Origin of the sequence: Mycobacterium scrofulaceum (assembly GCF_002086735.1) — a bacterium.
Lineage (GTDB): Bacteria > Actinomycetota > Actinomycetes > Mycobacteriales > Mycobacteriaceae > Mycobacterium > Mycobacterium scrofulaceum.
The window spans coordinates 1-1,285 of the sequence record NZ_MVIJ01000140.1; the positions used below are offsets into that span (position 1 = coordinate 1).

Consider the following 1,285-nt stretch of genomic DNA (forward strand, 5'->3'; position numbering starts at 1 on the left):
TGGCCGGCATCTACGCCCAGGTCCTCGGCGTCGACCGCGTCGGCATCGACCAATCCTTCTTCGACCTCGGCGGCGACTCGCTCTCGGCCATGCGCGCGGTCGCGGCGATCAATAGCGGCCTGGACACCGCCCTTTCGGTGCGGGCGCTGTTCGAAGCGCCCACGGTGGCGCAATTGGCGCCCCGCATCGGCGGCAGCGGGGGCGGCCTCGCGGCGCTGGTGGCACGCGACCGCCCGGCGACGGTTCCGCTGTCGTTCGCGCAGTCAAGATTGTGGTTCATCGACCAGCTGAACGGGCCGTCGCCCGTCTACAACATGGCGGCGGCGCTGCGGCTGCGCGGCCGGCTCGACGCCGACGCGCTGCGTGCCGCGCTGGCCGACGTCGTCGCCCGCCACGAAAGCCTGCGCACCGTCTTCGCCGCACCCGAGGGAACCCCGCAGCAAGTCGTGCTGCCCCCGGCGCGGGCCGGCGTCCGGTGGGAGGTGGTGAAGACGGACGGCTGGTCCGCGAGCCGGCTGGAGGAGGCCATCGAGGCCGCGGCGCGTTACCCGTTCGATCTGGCGGCCGAGATTCCGCTGCGGGCGACGCTGTTCCGCGTCACCGACGACGAGCACGTGCTGGTGGCGGTGGCCCACCACATCGCCGCCGACGGCTGGTCGATCACGCCGTTGGTGCGTGATCTAGGGGTCGCGTATGCCAGCCGATGCGCGGGCGAGGCGCCGGGCTGGGCCGAATTGCCGGTCCAATACGTCGATTACACGCTGTGGCAGCGCGCCCAGTTCGGCGATCTGGACGACCCGCACAGTGCCATCGCCGCGCAGCTGGCCTATTGGCAGGATGCGCTGGCGGGGATGCCGGAACGCCTGGAGCTGCCGACGGATCGGCCCTATCCGTCGGGGGCCGACTATCGGGGGGCGCGGGTCGCCGTGGAGTGGCCACCGGAGTTGCAGGTGCGGGTGCGCGAGCTCGCCGGTGAGCACAATGCGACCAGCTTCATGGTGATCCAGGCCGCCCTGGCGGTGCTGCTGGCCAAGGTCAGCGCCACTTCCGATGTGGCCGTGGGCTTCCCGATCGCCGGGCGCCGCGACCCCGCGCTCGACGACCTCGTCGGCTTCTTCGTCAACACCCTGGTGCTGCGCACCGATCTGGGCGGGAACCCCACGGTCGCCGAGCTGCTGGCGCAGGTGCAGCAGCGCAGCCTGGCCGCCTACGAGCACCAGGACGTCCCCTTCGAAGTCCTCGTCGAACGGCTGCACCCCACCCGAAGCCTCACCCACCACCCCCT

1 protein-coding gene is annotated in these 1,285 nt (G+C 71.8%); it reads left to right on the forward strand.

Annotation, left to right across the window (positions count from 1 at the left end; all coding sequences use genetic code 11):
• Positions 1 to 1,285: condensation domain-containing protein (locus tag BST44_RS29130; protein WP_244184982.1), on the forward strand; the 1,285-nt coding region annotated here is incomplete at both ends.